The sequence below is a fragment of the Octadecabacter sp. B2R22 genome (assembly GCF_018861045.1).
Taxonomy (GTDB): domain Bacteria; phylum Pseudomonadota; class Alphaproteobacteria; order Rhodobacterales; family Rhodobacteraceae; genus Octadecabacter.
The window spans coordinates 661,799-676,740 of sequence record NZ_JAHKQJ010000010.1 but is presented as its reverse complement, the minus strand read 5'-3'; the positions used below and the strand labels follow the sequence as shown (position 1 = coordinate 676,740).

Below are 14,942 nucleotides of genomic sequence, written 5' to 3'. Positions count from 1 at the left end.
CTATCGGGGGTTGCGGGATCAAAGTTTGGTGATAACGTCCATGAAGACGCAAGGGGCGCGAAGACGAACCTGCACCAACAAAAATCTCGGACCACTTTCACAGGGGGGTCGCCTATGCCCAATGGGGCGCAGCCTGTACTCGACGTACAGGGGCTGAAAACTGTATTTAAAATCCGCGGCGGCGAAGTGCACGCCGTCAACGACGTGAGCTTTGATCTCCGCGCAGGTGAACTCCTTGGCGTTGTCGGAGAGAGCGGATCAGGCAAATCTGTCACCATGATGTCCCTGCTCGGCTTGCTGCCGACGCCCCCCGCCGATGTGCGCGACGGCACAGTAACGTTTCAAGGACAGGACCTTTTGAAAGTCGATGCAGAAACCCTGCGCGGGGTGCGCGGCGGGAAGATCGGCTTCGTGTTTCAGGACCCGATGACCTCGCTCAATCCTGTTTACAATGTCGGCATGCAGATCATGGAACCACTGCGCAAGCATATGGGCATGAACAAAAAGCAAGCGACCGTTCGGGCCAAGGAACTTCTAGAACTGGTCGGAATTCCAGATGCTGAACGCCGTCTGAAAGATTACCCACACCAGTTTTCCGGCGGCATGCGTCAGCGTGTGATGATCGCCATTGCGCTGGCCTGTGATCCACAAGTCTTGATCGCGGATGAACCGACAACCGCACTGGACGTGACCATTCAGGCGCAGATTCTTGAGCTGATGAAAGACCTTCAGGAACGGCTTGGAATGGCCGTTATCTGGATCACCCACGACCTTGGTGTTGTGGCGGGAATCGCGGACCGCGTTCTTGTGATGTATGGCGGCCAAATCGTCGAACAGGCTCCGACCCGCGAATTGTTCCGTGATCCACAGCATCCCTACACACGCGCGCTGCTAAAAACCGTACCACGGGTCACCGGCGGTCGCGAAGAACGTCTTGCGATCATCGAAGGCCAACCACCGATCCTTGGTGAACAGCCCACCGCCTGCCCGTTCAGGGACCGCTGCGATGTGGCATTTGATATGTGCGCGAAACAGAACCCGCCCCGATTTGATGTGGGCAACGGCCACGACGCCGCATGTTTTTATGACGCCCGCACAGGGGGGCCACGTAATGCTTGATGATACTAAGCCGACAAAACTGGTTGAAATCGACAACCTCAAAATGCACTTCCCGATCCACACGGGCCTGTTCCGCCGCCACACGGGCGATGTGAAAGCCGTGGATGGTGTGTCCTTTGATATCTTTGAGGGCGAAACACTGGGGCTGGTCGGCGAATCCGGCTGCGGCAAATCCACCTGCGGGCGGGCGGCACTGCGGCTTTATGATATCACTGACGGATCCATCCTGATTGATGGCGACCAAATCGGCGACATGTCCCAAAAAGACCTGCGCACCAAACGCCCAACCATGCAGATGGTGTTTCAGGACCCACAGGCCAGCCTTAACCCGCGCATGACCGTGCAAGCGATCATTCAAGAACCGCTGGATGAACACACGTCACTTTCGGCATCAGAAAAGCGCGACAAGGTCCTTGAATTGATGGATCAGGTCGGGCTGAACCGCAAATTCGCGGGCCGCTACCCACACGCGTTTTCTGGCGGTCAGCGTCAGCGCATCGGCATTGCCCGTGCCTTGGCGCTGAACCCGAGATTCATTGTCTGTGACGAACCCATCGCTGCCCTTGATGTATCGATCCAAGCGCAGGTGGTGAACTTGCTCGAAGACCTGCAAAAGGAATTCGGCCTGACCTACCTGTTCATCAGTCACGACCTGTCCATGGTGCGCCATATCGCGACCCGTGTGGCGGTGATGTATCTGGGTAAGATTGTCGAACTCGCCCCACGCGAAGCGCTCTATGCTGAACCACTGCATCCTTACACCAAGGCACTTCTTTCTGCGGTTCCCGAGCCAGACCCTGATCTGCACGACACAATGGAGCGCACGATCCTGACGGGCGATGTGCCCTCCCCCGCCAACCCGCCGAAGGGATGCAATTTTTGCACCCGGTGCCCTGCGGTGATGGACATTTGCAAACAACAAGAACCGGACTACCGCGAAGTGCTGCCAGGCCGCTATGTCGCCTGCCACCACTACAACGACGTCCAAACAGCCGCCGATTCAACGGCAGCATCCGAGGCATCAGACCAACAGAGCCTGAGCAATATCAAAAACGAAAAAACCAACTAGGAGAGACGTCATGAAACTACGATCAGCCCTAATGGGCGCCACCGCTGCGGTGGCTTTCGCACCAATGGCTTTTGCCGACGGTCACGAAGGCGAACGCGGACGCGATGGCCAGCTCAACATCATTTATTGGCAAGCGCCATCCACGTTGAACCCGTATCTGTCGGGCGGCACAAAAGAAGTTGAATCCGCATCTCTCGTGCTGGAATCCCTTGGCCGTTTCACCAACACAGGTGAATTGGTTCCGTGGCTTGCTTCTGAAATCCCGACTGTTGAAAACGGCGGCATCTCCGAAGACCTGACAACCATCACATGGACACTGCAAGACGGTGTTATGTGGTCAGATGGCACGCCACTGACAGCAAATGACGCTGTGTTCACGTGGCAGTACTGTACCGCTGAAGGCGGCGGTTGCGCACAAGCATCCTACTTTGACGGTGTTGAAAGCGTCGAAGCCGTGGATGATATGACCATCAAAATCACTTTTGATGCGCCAAAACCATTCCCTTACACAGCACTTGTCGGTGCCGAGAGCCCGATCATTCAAGCAGCTCAGTTTGCTGACTGTCTTGGTGCGGCCGCACCAACATGTGTTGACGCAAACTTTGGCCCGATCGGCACCGGTCCGTTCGTTGTAACAGACTTCAAAGCCAACGACGTGATCCAGTTCTCCGCCAACGAAAACTTCCGCATCGACGGCCAGCCAGCGTTTGAAACTGTACTGTTCAAAGGTGGCGGCGATGCAGCTGCGGCTGCACGTTCGGTTCTGGAAACTGGCGAATTCGACTACGCTTGGAACCTTCAGATCGACCCGACAGTTCTGGCCGACATGGAATCTGCCGGCATCGGTACAGTTGTAACAGCCTTCGGTACATCCGTTGAGCGTCTGCACCTGAACCAGACAAACCCATCCGCTGATCTTGGCGATTTGCGTGCCACTGCTGAAGGCGGCGAGCACCCGTTCCTGACCAACCAGACAATCGCACAAGCCATGTCCATGGCGATCGACCGCGGTCTGTTGGTTGAAATCGGCTACGGCGCCGGTGGTCAAGCAACATGTAACGTGCTGCCTGCCCCTGCGGTTTATGCATCCACTGCAAATGACGCTTGCCTGACGCAAGACATGGCTGGTGCCATCGCAATGCTTGATGAAGCAGGCATCGTTGACACGGATGGTGACGGTGTTCGTGAACTCGACGGCATGCCACTCATCGTGTCCTACCAGACATCCACAAACGCGGTTCGTCAGGATGCGCAAGCGCTGATCAAACAGTGGTGGAGCGAACTGGGCATTCAAGCCGACCTGCGTAACATCGATGCATCTGTGTTCTTTGGCGGCGATCCAGCATCGCCTGATACATTCCAGAAGTTCTATGCCGACGTTGAAATGTACACCAACAACTTCGCAGGCGTTGACCCAGAAGCCTACATGGCGAACTGGGCCTGTAAAGAATGGCCAAGCCCAGAGTCACAGTGGCAGGGTTCCAACATGCAGCGTTTCTGTGATCCAGCCTATGACGCGCTGATCGACGAACTCGCATCCACTGCAGGCATCGAAGCCCGCGCTGAGATCGTTAAGCAGATGAACGACATGCTGATGGAATCTTACTCCATCATCCCACTCGTTCACCGTGGCGGCGTATCTGCACATGCCAACACATTAGGCGGCATCGCGATTTCCGATTGGGACTCCGAACTGTGGAACATCGCCAGCTGGTACCGCATGGGCGAATGAGCCTGACCTAAAAACGGGGTGGGCAGCAATGCCCACCCTTTCCCCACCCTTACGGATTTGATTTTCATGCAGCCTTTCTTTGCCTTTGTAACTTGCCGCTACCCGCACCTTGTTGCTGAGGACGAAACCCATGGCTGCATCAAAATGAACTCCAAACTGCCAACGTTTACTCGAATATCGAGCGCCCTTTGTGTCGCTATGCTGACGCTTTTCGCGGTGCCCGCCTATTCGCAACAATTCACCTACGAATGCCACGCCGATGAAGCTTGCGACGATAACGGAATTTGTGAAACGATCGATTTTAACTTTCAGGTCACTATCCCGCCCACGCCAAGCAACGCGACATTGCTCGACGACGGAAAAACATACACCATGGTCTTTGAAGAAACCTCGGAAGGTCTATCGTTCTATTCGATAGACGAAGACAAGTTCGCGATTTCACAAACTGACGGCCCATCCGCCCTGATTACGGCGACGGCACAGTACTTCGGCAACCCCGTCACAATCGTAGCCGATTGCCCAACCGGTGAGGCTCTCTGATGAACAAAACCGATAATCTTCCAAGGGCACGCCCATGCTGACCTATACAATCCGGCGCCTTTTTACGGCTATTCCAACGTTGATCTTCATCTCGTTGATCATCTTTCTGTTGCTGGACATGGCCCCAGGTGATCCAACGGCGAGCCTGCCGTTGACGATCCCGCCAGAAGTCCGCGAACAGATCCGCCAGTCCCTCGGTATGGGGGAACCCGTTCATATCCGCTATTTGCTGTGGCTAAAACAAATGGTCTGGTCGGAACCCATGTTCTACCTGTCCCAATCCGTCTCTTGGATTGACACACCAGACGCCGCGCGCCTGATCTCATGGCAGACCCGCGCGCCCGTTCTGGACACCGTCTTTGAACGTATTCCACAGACTCTTATGGTGGTCGGGTTGGCCTATGTTGTCGGCGTCCTCATCGCGCTACCGATCGGCGTCATCTCTGCGTACCGTCAATATTCCGTGTTCGATCAGGCAGGGACATTCGTGTCGATGATCGGGTTCTCGATCCCGCCGTTCTTTAGCGGTGTGTTGATGATTATCCTGTTCACCGTGATGATGCCCAACGACAGTTTCTGGTGGTTCCCGTCGATCTACGACACCACGCTGGTTGTCGATTCATGGGAAAACTTCGGCAAACAAGTGCGCCAGATGGTGCTGCCCGTCATGGTGCTTGCGCTGCAAACCACGGCGCAGATCAGCCGCTTTATGCGGGCCTCGATGCTGGACAACCTGAACCAAGACTACGTGCGCACTGCCCGCGCCAAAGGCATGACCGAAAGCGTCGTCGTCCTGAAACACGTGCTGCGCAATTCCATGATCCCCGTGATCACCGTCATCGCACTGGGCATTCCAGCGATCTTTGGCGGGGCCATCATCACCGAGCAAATCTTCAAAGTGAACGGCATCGGCCAACTTCTGATCGTCTCGATCCAAGGCAGCGATGTGCCAATGGTGCAAACCTTGACCTTCATCTTTGCGGTGCTGATCGTGTTCTTCAATTTGATCGCCGATATTCTCTACGGCATCCTAGACCCGAGGATTCGCTATGACTGAAGCAGCGACAACCCCGTCCCTCGACACCCGCACAGAGGCCCCCGCCCGCAACCAGTGGTGGGACGTTTGGGACCAGTTCAAGACTCACAAAGGCGCTGTTATGGGCGCGTGTTTCTTTATCTTTATCGTATTGGCCGTTTATGTGGGCCCATGGATTTGGTCGATCGATCCGACCTACATCGACATTCGTGCCCGCAACCAAGGATCGTCTTTCGCGCACCCGTTTGGAACGGACCAATTGGGGCGTGACATGCTGGCGCGGATGATGGCCGGTGGGCAGACCTCAATCTCGGTTGGGCTGACGGCAATGGGCCTCGCGTTGTTTCTTGGCACGCTTGTTGGCGTGCTGGCAGGATATTTCAAACGTATCGACGGTTTGTTGATGCGCACGACGGACCTGTTCCTCGCCCTGCCGTTGCTGCCACTGCTGCTGGTTATGGTGATGTTGTTCCGCCAGCCTTTGTCCGCGTCCTTCGGGCCTGAAACCGGTATCTTCATCCTGATCGTGATCGCCATTGGTATTACGTCATGGATGCCCACAGCCCGCATTGTGCGCGGCGACGTATTGGCCTTGAAGGAACGGGAATTTGTCCTTGCTGCGCGTTCTATCGGAACGCGTCCGGGCCGGATGATCCTGCGCCACGTGCTGCCAAACGTGATGTCCCCGATCATGGTGTCTGCCACCCTCGGGATTGCCACAGCCATCATTACTGAAAGCGCGCTTAGCTTCCTTGGTCTTGGCTTTCCGCCGGACTTTCCGACGTGGGGCCGTTTGCTGTTTGATGCGACCGACTTCATGCAACAGCACCCTCAACGGGTGATGTGGCCCGGCCTTGCGATCAGCCTGACGGTTCTGGCGGTGAACTACATGGGTGACGGGCTGCGTGACGCGCTAGACCCACGTATCCGCGGGCTCTAGCGACGCCTTTCCCAATCGAGGCGCACTCAGGCTTCTGCCTGTTGCGCCTCTTGTACGGCCAGTTCGGCCATTTCCAAGATCGCATCACGCGAAGTGGCGACGGCAATAAAGCGAGCGTTGTGGCAGAACTTTGCCCCTTTTACGCCGCTCGCCGCCTCTAAGGCTGCATCCGTGAGCCCTGCCCATGCAGCAGGCAAATCAGCGCGTTGCTCAAACGTATCACCAGACAGCTTAATGCCCCCGAGCGTCCAATCATCCCCGCGCGGGATCACAACGAACAGGATGTGATCCGCTTCTTTTTTGTCCAGAACAGAACGGTACGGCATCCCCATCGGCAGTTCTAGAATGGGCGATGTTCCCGCTTGATCAACGGCATCTTCGACAAGGCTCTCGGCGCGTTTCTTTGCGGCAAGGTTCAATATCTGCGCTTCGACAAAACGGCGCGCGATCGGCAAGGCAGACATAAACGCGTCGTCATCCGCTGTCGGTGATGGGTCATCAAAGACAGGCTTTAAGCTGCCTAACAAAGACGGCAAAGTCAGAATGGACAAAGGTCCTGCGACAGATGGTTCCATCGCGCCGTTGTCCAGCAGATCGATCGGCAGGACGAACTTCGCATCAAACTTGCCGTGGATGTATTCGATGTGATCCTCCGGCACGTCCATCGCCGCCAGATACGCCCGCCCGAAATGGTTCCAGACCAACCCAAACGAACTATAAGGTTGCTCATCTTCGCGCAACGGGCCCGGTTTCTGGTGGTGATCAAAAATCTGCGCATCCGCGTCATATGCGCCGCCCACATCATAGATAATCTTGTCCGCACCTGGCGTGATCGTTTGCTTATCCCGCGTCCGCATCAACTGCGCCTCGGGGAAAAGTCGTGTCAGGATCACGGAAGACAGCAGTTCATCCGCATGAAAGCCACCGGAATGGGTGACGAGGTGTGTGATAGTCATTTGAGGGGGCTCCGATGCCCCCTGCACCAATGCGCAAGGGGCCAATAAGTTTTATTTCTTCAAGCGTTCGACATAGTAGTCGGTGAACTCAGGCACGAGGTTTTCACCGTAACCGGCTTCAATCGCGTCCTTCATGATCTGCAAAGGAGCAGCCGCCATAATGGACGGCGCACCTGCATCACGTGTCATCTGGTCATAGTAACCAACATCCTTGGTCGCGTTCTTGATCGAAAACGCCAGCTTGCTCGGATCACCGTTGAGCGCGTACTCGGCCATGAATGCCATGAACGGAGATCCAAGCGGACCTGAGTGCATAACGTCAAAAACCTGCTTGCGATCAATGCCCGCAATGTCCGCTTGCGCAAAGACTTCTGCCAATGCGTTGGCCACAGTCTGACCAAAGAAGTTGTTGAGCAGCTTGATCGTGTGACCGTTGCCCAGCGCGCCCAAATGGAACACGTTTTCAGCAAGGTCGTTCAAGACAGGTTCGACCGTCTTGAATGCTGCTTCGTCGCCAGAACACATGATGTTCAACTCACCCACAAGCGCGTGGGTTGGCGTGCGGCCCAACGGCGCGTCCAAATAGGTTCCGCCAGCCGCTGCTGTTGCTTCGCCCATTTTCTTTGTGGATGCCGGCAAGGACGTCCCGAAATCAATCACAACTGCGCCGGACTTCAATCCAGCCAACACACCGTCATCACCAAGCATCCGGCCTTCGACATGTTCGGACGTACCCATGCACAGCATCACGACATCGCTTGCTTGTGCAACTTCGCGGGCGCTCTTGGCCTCACTCGCGCCGCGGGCAATCGCTTTGTCCAGTTCAGTGCGGTCCCGGTTGCCCAGCACGGTCACGGAATAACCCTGATCCTGCAGACGGGACACCATCGCCCCCCCCATGAGCCCAAGCCCCATAAAGCCAATCGTTGGTTTACTCATTGGTCGTCTCCTATATCACGGCGCCACTTTGAGATGGCGCGAATTCATTTTGTCCAAGGCTCTTTGCTTGGGGTGTGTCGCGATGCCCTAAAGCGTCTGTTTTACGAGGGCGCGACATGATGCGGCCAGCATCGATGGCCATATCCTCTGCTTTGCGTATAGCTATTTCCCGCGTCGTCGCAAACTTGATTGTTTGCGCAAACGTTAATCCAAATGCGGATCTACCCATGTCATTGTCTCAGCGTCCCATCCAGCCGCCATCAACCACCAAAATTTCACCGTTCACATAATCCGACGCGGCAGACGCCAAGAACACCACAGGCCCTGCGAAATCAGTGGGTGTGCCCCAACGTCCCTGCGGGATACGCCCGAGGATCCCCGCCGAGCGGCCTTCGTCATCTTGCAGCGCCTGCGTATTGTCCGTCGCGATATACCCCGGTGCGATGGCATTCACGTTCAGCCCCAAAGGGGCCCATTCATTGGCCAAGGCTTTGGTCAATTGACCAATCCCACCCTTTGACGCCGCATAACCAGGCACGGTGATGCCGCCCTGAAACGTCAGTAGTGAGGCCGTAAAGATGATCTTGCCGTGCCCGCGTTCGATCATCCCTCGCCCGACTTCACGAGATAGGATAAACTGGGACGACAAATTTACGTCGATCACTTCGTCCCACAGGTCATCATCATGCTCTGCCGCTGGCTTGCGCTTGATGGTGCCCGCGTTGTTCACCAAAATATCTGGCGCAACCCCGTCACGTTCCAACTGATCTGCAAACGCGCGCACGGCCCCGCGATCGGAAAAATCGCATTGATAGCTTTTGAAACTGCGCCCCTTGGCGGTGATGGCGGCCTCAACCGCGCTGCCGCTCGGTTCCAAACTGGCGCTGACACCAACGATATCTGCCCCCGCATCTGCCAAAGCTTCGGCCATGCCACGCCCGATGCCACGTTTGCATCCGGTCACAAGGGCGGTTTTCCCGCTTAGATCAAAGAGCGTCATGTAGGGTCCTTAGAGTGAGGGCGACAGGTATTCATAAGGCACCCCCGACCTGCGCACCAGCAACCATACCAAGACCCACCCACGATGTGCGCTTTCAAATCCCGATCCACCCGCCTAAAGTCCGCAACGAACACCACATTCCAGACCCAATAAGAACAGGCCCGAGCATGACAAAGATGACCAAAGAAAACCTGCGGTCCCGTGATTGGTTTAACCGCGCCGGTGATCCGGAAATGTCGGCGCTTTATCTGGAACGCTACCTGAACTACGGGCTCACCCGCGAAGAACTACAGGGCGAGAAACCGATTATCGCCATAGCGCAAACGGGCAGCGACCTGAGCCCCTGTAACCGCCACCATATCGAGCTCACCAAACGTGTGCGCGACGGTATCATTGCGGCTGGCGGCACCTGTATCGAAGTCCCTGTTCACCCGATCCAAGAAACCGGCAAACGCCCGACCGCAAACCTTGATCGCAACCTCGCCTACCTGTCTTTGGTGGAAACGCTGAACGGCTACCCGATCGACGGCGTTGTGTTGAACATTGGGTGCGACAAGACTACGCCCGCACTTTTGATGGCCGCCGCCACCGTCAACATCCCCGCAATCGCACTTTCGGTTGGCCCCATGTTGAACGGCTACTGGAATGGCGAACGCGCAGGCTCTGGCACTGTGATTTGGAAAGCCCGCGAAATGATGGCGAAGGGCGAAATTGACGGCGAAGAATTCATGGACATCGCCGCATCCAGTGCCCCTTCCGTGGGCTATTGCAATACCATGGGCACCGCGACGACGATGAATTCGCTGGCCGAAGCCTTGGGCATGCAGCTTCCTGGTTCGGCCGCGATCCCAGCCCCTTACCGCGAACGCGGGCAGATCAGTTATGAAACCGGCAAACGCATCGTTGATATGGTGTGGGACGACCTGCGCCCATCCGACATCATGACCCGCGAAGCCTTTGAAAATGCGATTGTAATCAATTCGGCGATTGGCGGATCAACAAACGCGCCGATCCACCTGAATGCAATTGCCGCGCACCTTGGCGTGCCACTAAACAACGACGACTGGCAGGCCCTTGGCCACCACGTCCCGCTGTTGGTAAACCTGCAACCGGCGGGCAAATATCTAGGCGAAGATTACCACCGCGCCGGCGGCGTCCCTGCCGTCGTGGCCGAACTGATGAACGGCGGTTTACTGCCCCATCCCGATGCGATCACAGCCAACGGCATCAGCATGGGCGACAACTGCAAGACCTGCGCCGCCACAAACACCGACGTCATTCGCACTCTCGAAAATCCACTTGTGCAAGAAGCAGGTTTCCTGAACCTCAAAGGTAACCTGTTTGACAGCGCGATCATGAAAACCAGCGTCATCTCGGATGCTTTTCATGCCCGTTATCTGTCCAACCCCGACGACCCGATGGCCTTTGAAGGCCGCGCTATCGTCTTTGATGGTCCCGAAGATTACCACGCGCGCATCGATGACCCCGCAGAAAACATTGACGATTCCTGCGTGCTGTTCATGCGCGGCGCTGGCCCCAAAGGCTACCCCGGTGGCGCCGAGGTCGTGAACATGCGTGCGCCGTCCTATTTGCTCAAACAAGGCATCGACGCGTTGCCCTGTATCGGCGATGGCCGCCAGTCGGGCACCTCGGGTTCTCCGTCGATCCTGAACGCCTCCCCCGAGGCGGCAGCTGGTGGCGGTTTGGCATTGTTGAAAACGGGCGACACCGTGCGGTTCGACCTAGGCAAGGGCACGGCTGATATGCTCGTTCCACTGGAAGAGCTTGCTGAACGCGCCCGCGCCCTCACCGAAGCGGGTGGGTATCAGGTCCCCGAAAGCCAGACACCGTGGCAGCAGTATTTCCGCGAACTTACAGGCGGGTTGGACACGGGCATGACCCTGCGCGACGCCCCAAACTATCGCGACACCGCCCGCAAAGGCATGCCGCGCGACAGTCACTAAACATCAAGTGGCTCGATCAATTCTGGCCCATGGGCGCGATTGGAATTTACGGCGGTATCGACACGGTGAAACGTCAGCGTGTCCTCGCCCGTGGCTGTCATCAACGTCGCAGCCCCCTTGCCCTCTTCACCCAACCACTTAGCCCATTGATCGGCTTCTAGAATGACTGGAATGCGGTGGTGGATCCTGCCCATCGCATTGTTAGCCGATGTGGTAACTATTGCAGCAGTGCTGCCCAGCTCCCCCCAATCTTGCCAGATCGCGGCCATCGCCAGTGGCGCGCCGTCGCTGCGCTGCACAAACCATGGCAGCTTTGACCCATTCTCTGGGCGTTCCCATTCGTAAAACCCTGCCGCCGGAATAATACAACGCCGTTCGCGACAGGCCGCCTTGAACGCTGGTTTTTCGGCAATCGTTTCAGCGCGGGCATTGATCAACAACGGTCCGCCATTGGGCTTCTGGTACCAATGCGGGATGAACCCCCAGCGCATCGAATTATACCGCCGCTGCCCTCCGTCTGACGTCACCGCAGCCACGTGCACCGTCGGGCAAACATTGTAGTTGGGAACCTCCGGCAGATCATTAGCAGGGGCCGCATCAAACATCTGCGCCATCGCATCATGAGGCAGCGTCATCGCCATTCGTCCACACATCGCGCGTTCCTCCTAGATCGTTACCGCCTATAGGCCCTTCGCGCCAAATCGATCTTCGCATCCATCATCGACATTTCTTTCAAGATATCCGCACGCTTTGTGCGATCATCCGTGTCGATCAATTCCGCCCGTAAGCGTTCCAGCTCTCGGCTAAGGCTCACAAATTCGGGCACCGCCCCATTCTCGCGCATCAAACGGTTCAGCAATGCATTCTCGGGGTCGTCTTCTGGCGCTAGTGGTTTGCCTTGCCCTGCCAGATCATCAAACGCCCCGTCCTGCTGGGCGGCCCGAATGCGTGCATCGACGAGGTCTTCTAGCGGATGCGCCATGCTACCACCGCCCCGACGCACCGCCACCGCCAGAGCTACCGCCCCCAAAGCTGGACCCCGAAGATGAACTGGACGATGTGCTTTGGCTGCGCATCGCTATGATAAAGCTTTGATCGTATGTATGGCCGCAATGGTCACAATGGAAATGGTGCCGACCCGATCCTGTCGTGGAATAGCTCGCCTTGAAATCAACAATCCGATCTTTGTTCATCCCACCTTGCCCGCACTTGGGACATTTGCGCAGTCGCTTGATCAGGCGCTTGGCGAAAACGAACAACGCGGCAAATGCTGCAATCACGCCCCCGAAAATCCCGAACAGAATTTTCGTCCCACGGCTTTTGTCTGCTTGGCGCGCAGGGCGCAGAGTACCGGCGTTAAACGGCATCACGATGTCTTCGATAACCGCATCAACCCCGCGGGCGATCCCGCCAGCGTAATCGTCGTTGCGAAAGGCCGGTAGGAAATCATTATCTACGATATATTGGGCCTCGCGGTTCCAGTCCTGCCCATAACCTGCACCCAATTCAACGCGCATAGCCCGATCCGCCCGCAACACCATGACAAGCACCCCGTCATTGCGTTGCGCGTCGCCAATGCCCCAATGGTTGAACAGTGCCGTCGAAAAGGCCTCAAGGCTTTGGCCTTGGGCAAATGGGCGTTGGCTGTCGAGCGTCAGCACCGTCATTTCTACACCCGTTTCCTCGCGCAACGTTTTGAGCTGCGCCGAGAGCGCGGCCTCCTCGTCTACGGGCAGAAGGTCGGCATAATCGTTCACCGTGATCTGTTCATACAACGGAAAGGTTTGGGCCATCGACCCGCCCGCCCAGAGGCAAAGAAGCATTAGGAAAATTCGCATGAGTATAAACCTACCAAGGTCGCTGCGTTTGACAAGGCGCCTTACGGTATCGTGGAACAAACCGGCCAGATCCAACGCAGTATAAGAAAACCCCGCCGCACATGTGCGCGACGGGGCCAAAGTCATGGGATAAACCCGCAACTTAGTCGGTGCCTTATTCGGCAGCTTTCACAGTAATACGGCCGTCTGTGTAAGGCGTGTATGGGCCTTGCGCGCTCAGATAATCTGCAACAACGCGTTCCAGACCTGGGCCAAAATCGTAGGCGTTTGGCGCATCCTCGAACATGGAATAGCCGTCGCCACCGTTACGCACGTAGTTGTTTGTAACCATCAGGTAAGTCGCGGCTTCGTCCACGGGCGCACCCGCGATCATGACTTCGCTAACGCGGCTGCCTGGTTCTGCACCCAAATCGATGGTGAACGTGATCCCAGCAACCTGCGGGAAACGGCCTGCGCCTTCTTCGACTTGGCCAACACCGTTCTCAAGAGCGGCAATCAGGTTGGCACCTGTTGTTTCGAATGTCGCTAGAGTGTTCTGGAACGGAAGCACTGTCAGGACTTCGCCCATCGTCACTTCACCATCATCGATAGAGGCACGCACGCCGCCACCGTTCTGGATCGCGGCAACAGCGCCCTGATCAGCAACACGATCAAGCATCGCATCCGCAACAAGGTTACCCATCGCGCATTCCATCGCACGGCAGACTTCTCGCGTCCCTTCGATGACCGCTGTGCTTTCAGCGACAACTTCGTTCTTCATTTCCTCAACAGGACCGGCCAGTTCCGCAACCCGCGCAACAATGGCTTCGTCTTCTGCAACAGAGGCATCCAGCAAAATGGTGTCGCCGGTCGCTTGGGTGACATTGCCGTCATCATCAAACGTTAGCGTCAGGTGACCGACGTATTTGGAATAGGCGTAGGCCTGCACAACAGGCACATCGCCAGCCATTGTCGGATAGGCATATGCACCCTCTTCCGTGTTGGAGAACAACGTGTGCGAGTGACCCCCCACAACAGCATCTAGACCCTCAACCGCTTCCGCAATTGCCAGATCATGCGTTACTCCAACGTGGTTCAACGCGATGATTTTCGTCACACCGGCGTCCGTCAGTATTGCAACATCAGCGGACAAGCTCTCGATCTCGGGCGTAAAGATGACGGCATCAGACGGTGAGGACGTCTCAACCGTATCAACAGCCAAAGCGGATACGATGCCGATCTGCTCACCGCCAACTTCAAGAACAACATGGTTGTCCACAAGGCCAGCAAGGATGTTGGATTGACTCACGTCGATGTTGCCAGAGATGACAGGGAAATCGACGCCGCTCGCCAATTTCGCGAGACCTTCGTCGCCGTCGTCAAATTCGTGGTTGCCCACGGCCATGACATCAAAGCCAATCTCGTTCATCATTTCGATTTCGACGTCGCCTTTGTACGTCGTGTACATCAAGGACCCTTGGTACTGATCGCCAGCATCCAGAACGATCACGTTCTCGCCCGCAAGCTCTTCGCGCAGCTGGTTGATCATTGTCGCGACACGCGCAACACCACCAAAGCACTCGCCCGCAGCATTGTCTTCGGTGCTGCATGTGCCATCGTATTTGCTGATCGGTTCAATCCGGCTGTGCAGATCGTTGATGTGAATGATGTGCAGCGTGTAATCTGCGGCTGCGGACCCTGCGATCACTGTGAACGCGGCCGTTGTTGAAAGAAGTTTTGTAAGCATATTATTAGCTCCCTGTTAGTTTCTGGCGCCAGCTTGGGTTGAGTCGGGTCCAAGAGTCAAAGCACAAGCGACCAAGTTGGCGT

14 protein-coding genes are annotated in these 14,942 nt (G+C 56.5%); 7 read left to right on the top strand and 7 right to left on the bottom strand.

Features of this window, described 5'->3' with window-relative positions; translation table 11 throughout:
* Positions 1–114: 114 nt before the first annotated feature.
* The 6 genes from KO486_RS16220 to KO486_RS16195 all read left to right on the top strand — a co-directional run bounded on the left by KO486_RS16220 (position 115) and on the right by KO486_RS16195 (position 6,436).
* Positions 115–1,119 carry an ABC transporter ATP-binding protein gene (locus KO486_RS16220; protein ID WP_216038314.1) on the top strand — a complete coding sequence of 335 codons (1,005 nt, stop codon included), beginning with the start codon at positions 115–117 and terminating at the stop codon, positions 1,117–1,119.
* Positions 1,112–2,188 carry a dipeptide ABC transporter ATP-binding protein gene (locus tag KO486_RS16215; RefSeq protein ID WP_216038313.1) on the top strand — a complete coding sequence of 359 codons (1,077 nt, stop codon included), beginning with the start codon at positions 1,112–1,114 and terminating at the stop codon, positions 2,186–2,188. The genes KO486_RS16220 and KO486_RS16215 overlap by 8 nt, the downstream gene beginning before the upstream one ends.
* A 10-nt stretch (positions 2,189–2,198) precedes the next feature.
* Positions 2,199–3,920, top strand: coding sequence for a peptide ABC transporter substrate-binding protein (locus KO486_RS16210; RefSeq protein ID WP_216038312.1), 1,722 nt, complete (start codon positions 2,199–2,201; stop codon positions 3,918–3,920).
* A 66-nt stretch (positions 3,921–3,986) separates the two neighbouring features.
* Complete coding sequence (locus tag KO486_RS16205; protein ID WP_216038311.1) at positions 3,987–4,460, top strand: hypothetical protein; 474 nt, start codon at positions 3,987–3,989, stop codon at positions 4,458–4,460.
* Positions 4,461–4,494: 34 nt separating this feature from the next.
* The gene (locus tag KO486_RS16200) at positions 4,495–5,517 is read left to right on the top strand and encodes an ABC transporter permease (protein WP_216038310.1); all 1,023 of its coding nucleotides are present in this window, start codon (positions 4,495–4,497) and stop codon (positions 5,515–5,517) included.
* A complete protein-coding gene (locus KO486_RS16195; RefSeq protein ID WP_216038309.1) occupies positions 5,510–6,436 on the top strand; it encodes an ABC transporter permease in 927 nt (308 codons plus the stop codon). Before KO486_RS16200 ends, KO486_RS16195 begins: the two co-directional genes overlap by 8 nt.
* Positions 6,437–6,462: 26 nt before the next feature.
* On the opposite strand, the gene KO486_RS16190 is transcribed toward KO486_RS16195, so the two are convergent.
* From KO486_RS16190 to KO486_RS16180, 3 genes are all read right to left on the bottom strand, one after another.
* Complete coding sequence (locus KO486_RS16190) at positions 6,463–7,392, bottom strand: MYG1 family protein (RefSeq protein ID WP_216038308.1); 930 nt, start codon at positions 7,390–7,392, stop codon at positions 6,463–6,465.
* Positions 7,393–7,443: 51 nt separating this feature from the next.
* A complete protein-coding gene (locus KO486_RS16185) occupies positions 7,444–8,331 on the bottom strand; it encodes an NAD(P)-dependent oxidoreductase (RefSeq protein ID WP_216038307.1) in 888 nt (295 codons plus the stop codon).
* A gap of 238 nt (positions 8,332–8,569) precedes the next feature.
* Positions 8,570–9,331: an SDR family oxidoreductase gene (locus tag KO486_RS16180; RefSeq protein WP_216038306.1), complete on the bottom strand. Its 762-nt coding sequence runs from the start codon at positions 9,329–9,331 to the stop codon at positions 8,570–8,572.
* A gap of 167 nt (positions 9,332–9,498) precedes the next feature.
* Between KO486_RS16180 and KO486_RS16175 the strand changes: the two genes are divergently transcribed.
* Positions 9,499–11,295, top strand: a complete 1,797-nt coding sequence (locus KO486_RS16175) for an IlvD/Edd family dehydratase (RefSeq protein WP_216038305.1) — start codon at positions 9,499–9,501, stop codon at positions 11,293–11,295.
* Here the strand turns inward: KO486_RS16175 and KO486_RS16170 are convergent.
* The 4 genes from KO486_RS16170 to KO486_RS16155 form a co-directional block, all read right to left on the bottom strand.
* A complete protein-coding gene (locus KO486_RS16170; protein WP_216038304.1) occupies positions 11,292–11,948 on the bottom strand; it encodes an SOS response-associated peptidase in 657 nt (218 codons plus the stop codon). The two genes, KO486_RS16175 and KO486_RS16170, sit on opposite strands and share 4 nt — an antisense overlap.
* 20 nt (positions 11,949–11,968) lie before the next feature.
* The gene (locus KO486_RS16165; protein WP_216038303.1) at positions 11,969–12,277 is read right to left on the bottom strand and encodes a DUF1992 domain-containing protein; all 309 of its coding nucleotides are present in this window, start codon (positions 12,275–12,277) and stop codon (positions 11,969–11,971) included.
* A gap of 1 nt (position 12,278) precedes the next feature.
* Entirely contained in the window at positions 12,279–13,133 is an 855-nt protein-coding gene (locus tag KO486_RS16160; protein WP_216038302.1) for a TPM domain-containing protein, read from the bottom strand.
* A 154-nt stretch (positions 13,134–13,287) separates the two neighbouring features.
* Entirely contained in the window at positions 13,288–14,859 is a 1,572-nt protein-coding gene (locus KO486_RS16155; RefSeq protein ID WP_216038301.1) for a 5'-nucleotidase C-terminal domain-containing protein, read from the bottom strand.
* Positions 14,860–14,942: the final 83 nt, after the last annotated feature.

What these genes read in the sequence shown, in the direction of transcription:
- KO486_RS16220 (WP_216038314.1), top strand. Translation starts at nt 115, where the DNA reads ATGCCCAATGGGGCGCAGCCTGTACTCGACGTACAGGGGCTGAAAACT.
- KO486_RS16200 (WP_216038310.1), top strand. Translation starts at nt 4,495, where the DNA reads ATGCTGACCTATACAATCCGGCGCCTTTTTACGGCTATTCCAACGTTG.
- KO486_RS16205 (WP_216038311.1), top strand. Translation starts at nt 3,987, where the DNA reads ATGCAGCCTTTCTTTGCCTTTGTAACTTGCCGCTACCCGCACCTTGTT.
- KO486_RS16195 (WP_216038309.1), top strand. Translation starts at nt 5,510, where the DNA reads ATGACTGAAGCAGCGACAACCCCGTCCCTCGACACCCGCACAGAGGCC.
- KO486_RS16185 (WP_216038307.1), bottom strand. Translation starts at nt 8,331, where the DNA reads ATGAGTAAACCAACGATTGGCTTTATGGGGCTTGGGCTCATGGGGGGG.
- KO486_RS16210 (WP_216038312.1), top strand. Translation starts at nt 2,199, where the DNA reads ATGAAACTACGATCAGCCCTAATGGGCGCCACCGCTGCGGTGGCTTTC.
- KO486_RS16160 (WP_216038302.1), bottom strand. Translation starts at nt 13,133, where the DNA reads ATGCGAATTTTCCTAATGCTTCTTTGCCTCTGGGCGGGCGGGTCGATG.
- KO486_RS16170 (WP_216038304.1), bottom strand. Translation starts at nt 11,948, where the DNA reads ATGTGTGGACGAATGGCGATGACGCTGCCTCATGATGCGATGGCGCAG.
- KO486_RS16190 (WP_216038308.1), bottom strand. Translation starts at nt 7,392, where the DNA reads ATGACTATCACACACCTCGTCACCCATTCCGGTGGCTTTCATGCGGAT.
- KO486_RS16175 (WP_216038305.1), top strand. Translation starts at nt 9,499, where the DNA reads ATGACAAAGATGACCAAAGAAAACCTGCGGTCCCGTGATTGGTTTAAC.
- KO486_RS16215 (WP_216038313.1), top strand. Translation starts at nt 1,112, where the DNA reads ATGCTTGATGATACTAAGCCGACAAAACTGGTTGAAATCGACAACCTC.
- KO486_RS16165 (WP_216038303.1), bottom strand. Translation starts at nt 12,277, where the DNA reads ATGGCGCATCCGCTAGAAGACCTCGTCGATGCACGCATTCGGGCCGCC.
- KO486_RS16155 (WP_216038301.1), bottom strand. Translation starts at nt 14,859, where the DNA reads ATGCTTACAAAACTTCTTTCAACAACGGCCGCGTTCACAGTGATCGCA.
- KO486_RS16180 (WP_216038306.1), bottom strand. Translation starts at nt 9,331, where the DNA reads ATGACGCTCTTTGATCTAAGCGGGAAAACCGCCCTTGTGACCGGATGC.